3 protein-coding genes are annotated in these 2979 nt (G+C 64.2%); 2 read left to right on the top strand and 1 reads right to left on the bottom strand.

Annotated elements, in window-relative coordinates; genetic code table 11:
• On the bottom strand, positions 1–909 hold a 909-nt coding region (locus L0G76_RS15260; protein ID WP_304357991.1), incomplete at its 3' end, for a biotin--[acetyl-CoA-carboxylase] ligase.
• Between the two features lie 67 nt (positions 910–976).
• Here L0G76_RS15260 and L0G76_RS15255 point away from each other — a divergent pair.
• Both L0G76_RS15255 and L0G76_RS15250 read left to right on the top strand, forming a co-directional pair.
• Positions 977–2557 (top strand): acyl-CoA carboxylase subunit beta, encoded by a 1581-nt coding sequence (locus L0G76_RS15255; protein WP_304357990.1) that lies wholly within the window; start codon positions 977–979, stop codon positions 2555–2557.
• A complete protein-coding gene (locus tag L0G76_RS15250; protein ID WP_304357989.1) occupies positions 2554–2868 on the top strand; it encodes a hypothetical protein in 315 nt (104 codons plus the stop codon). The genes L0G76_RS15255 and L0G76_RS15250 overlap by 4 nt, the downstream gene beginning before the upstream one ends.
• Positions 2869–2979 lie beyond the last annotated feature (111 nt).

The following is a 2979-nucleotide window of genomic DNA, read 5'->3' as shown; positions in this document are numbered from 1 at the left end:
GGCGGTGCCGTCGGCAGCCGGTCGCAGGTGGTGGACATCGCCTGCACTGACGCTGATGTCATTGTCGATGATGAGGTCGCCGCCGGCGTCGAGTCCGGTCGCTCGGCCGTACAGGTTGCTTCCATCGGGGCGTTCGACCCTGACCTGAGTCCCGAGCGTCACCATGTTCGCACACACCTCATTGCCGACCGCGCTGCGGCTGAAATCGTCATCGTCATACTCGGCAAGCTCCCTGTAGGCAGGAATCAGTGTGCTCAGAATCGAGATTAACAAGTCTTCATGAGCAACTTCTGAACCGTCCGTGTCCGTTTCGATAGCGATGGAACTCGCGCTCTCACGAGGCAGATCGTCAGGTTGCAGGCGGGTGTTGATCCCCATTCCCAGAACGATTCGCGGGCCTGTCGGCAGAGGTTCGACTCGGGCGAGGATTCCGCACAGCTTCTTCCCGTCTGCAGTCAGCACATCGTTGGGCCACTTGAGCACTGCCGGCACTCCCGCCTCGGCGATGGCCGCTCGCACCGCTTCCCCGGCGATCAGCGGGATCCACCCCCACGAGTCGAAGACGGCACCGGGCTCCAAAACGATCGAGAACGTCAGTGAACGACGGGCGGGCACCGTCCAGGTCCGCCCCAGCCGTCCGTGGCCGGCATTCTGATGATCGGTACCGCAGACGCAGAACTGGGCGGGCGCCTCGGCGAGGTCGGTGGCGTCTGAGGCAGCGATCCGGCGCGTGCGATCGGTGGGGTCATCGGCGAGCGTGGACTGCCCCCGCACCAGTGAAGCCAGCTCGTCATTCGTCGACGAGCACACGTCGTCCCAGATGATCACCGGTAGGTCGAGGTCGCGGGCCGCGGCCTTGCGGCGAAGGGATTCGACATCGACGAGGAAGGGACTGTGTTGGCTGTTCACCAGTCCACTTTAGATTCTTTTGGCGGGAGTGCACAATGATCGCACCGGGCGTCGTTATTGTGGAGGCATGACGGATACCCCACGAACAACAGGTGAGCGCATCGACGCTTTCGTCCAGCGCCGGGATGCGGCCCACACCGGCAATGAGAGGTCGGTGGCCAACCAGCACAAGCGCGGCAAGCAGACCGCTCGCGAACGCATCGAAGCGCTCCTCGACGAGGATTCGTTCCAGGAGATCGACGAATTCGTCCGCCACCACAATCACCAGTTCGGCATGGAGAACAACCGCCCCGACGGTGACGGTGTGGTGTGTGGTCTGGGCACGATCGAGGGCAAGACCGTGGCCGTGTTCGCCCACGACTTCACGGTCCTCGGCGGCTCCCTCGCCGAGGCGAACGGTCGCAAGATCGTCAAGGTCCAGAAGCTCGCCATCAAGTTGGGCTGCCCCATCATCGGCATCAATGACTCCGGTGGCGCCCGGATCCAGGAGGCTGTGGGCTCGATCGCCCTGTTTGCGGAGATCTTCCGCCTCAACGTGGCGTCCTCCGGCGTCATCCCGCAGATCTCTCTGATCATGGGGCCCTCGGCCGGCGGCGCGGTGTACTCCCCCGCGCTCACCGACGTCACGATCATGGTCGATCAGATCAGCCACATGTACATCACCGGGCCCGACGTCATCAAGACCGTCACCGGCGAGGAGGTCGGCCATGAGGACCTCGGCGGCGGCCGAACGAACAATACCGTCTCCGGCAATGCCCACTACCTGGCCAGCGACGAGGAGGACGCACTGAACTACACGCGTGACCTGCTCTCGTTCCTGCCGCAGAACAACCTCGACCCCACCGATGCCGACGAGTTCGAATCGGATCTGACCACTGTTCCTGAGGACGAGGCGCTTGATTCGCTCATGCCGGATTCACCCTCACAGCCCTACGACATCCTCGACGTCGTCACCACAGTCCTCGACGACGCGGAGTTCCTGCAGGTCTCCGAACTCTTCGCTCCGAACATCGTCACCGGCTTCGGTCGTGTCGAAGGAGTCAGCGTCGGCGTCATCGCGAACCAGCCGATGCAGCTGGCGGGAACACTGGACATCGATGCCTCTGAGAAGGCCGCACGCTTCGTGAGACTCTGCGATGCGTTCAACATTCCGATCCTCACTTTCGTCGACGTGCCCGGTTTCCTGCCCGGCACGGACCAGGAGTTCAGCGGCATCATCCGCCGCGGGGCGAAGCTCATCTACGCCTACGGCGAAGCAACGGTTCCCCTGGTCACACTCATCACTCGCAAGGCCTACGGCGGAGCGTACTGCGTCATGGGCTCGAAGCAGCTGGGCGCGGACATCAACCTCGCGTGGCCCAGTGCCCAGATCGCGGTCATGGGTGCTCAGGGTGCTGCGAACATCGTCTACAGACGCAAGCTCAAGGCCGCCGGTGAAGCCGGCGAGGACGTCGATGCGCTGCGTGACGAGCTGATCCAGGATTACGAGGATGCACTGCTGAACCCGTATCTTGCTGCCGAAGAAGGGTATATCGACGCGGTGATCAAGCCCAGTGAGACCCGGAGCCGGATCGTGCGCAGCCTGCGGGCGCTGAAGAACAAGCACGTTGACGCTCCCACGCGCAAGCACGGTAACATCCCACTATGAGTCAGGAAGCACAGCAATACCCTGCCGAGGTCGCGGACGACGCCGCTCCCAGCGACCTTCCCGCCTCGGTCGAGGACCGGACGCAGGTGCGCGCGCACGACGGCGAACCCGTCAGCGATGACATGGCCGGCGCCGCAGCGGTGGCGGCCGTGGTTGCGATCCGTCAGGTGGCCCTCGCCTACGCTGCCAATCAGGCCGCGGCGGCGGATCAGAGGGAGACGACGAAGCGTGAGCGCGCCGGATTCAATGCTCCGCGCCGCAATGTGCGCCGACGTCTCCCTCAGACCTGGACGCAGACGCTGGGTCGCTGAACCGACGGATGCGCTTCGGGCGCCGACAGTTGAAATGTAGGCGGCCCCAAATTTGCGCCGGGGGGGGGGGCGACCCGAGGGCGGTCGAAGGGGTGGGGGGGTGGCGTGGCA

Origin of the sequence: Brevibacterium picturae (assembly GCF_030453725.1) — a bacterium.
Taxonomy (GTDB): Bacteria; Actinomycetota; Actinomycetes; order Actinomycetales; family Brevibacteriaceae; genus Brevibacterium; species Brevibacterium sandarakinum_A.
Note: the sequence above shows the minus strand (reverse complement) of the source record. Positions and strands in the feature narration are given on the sequence as shown.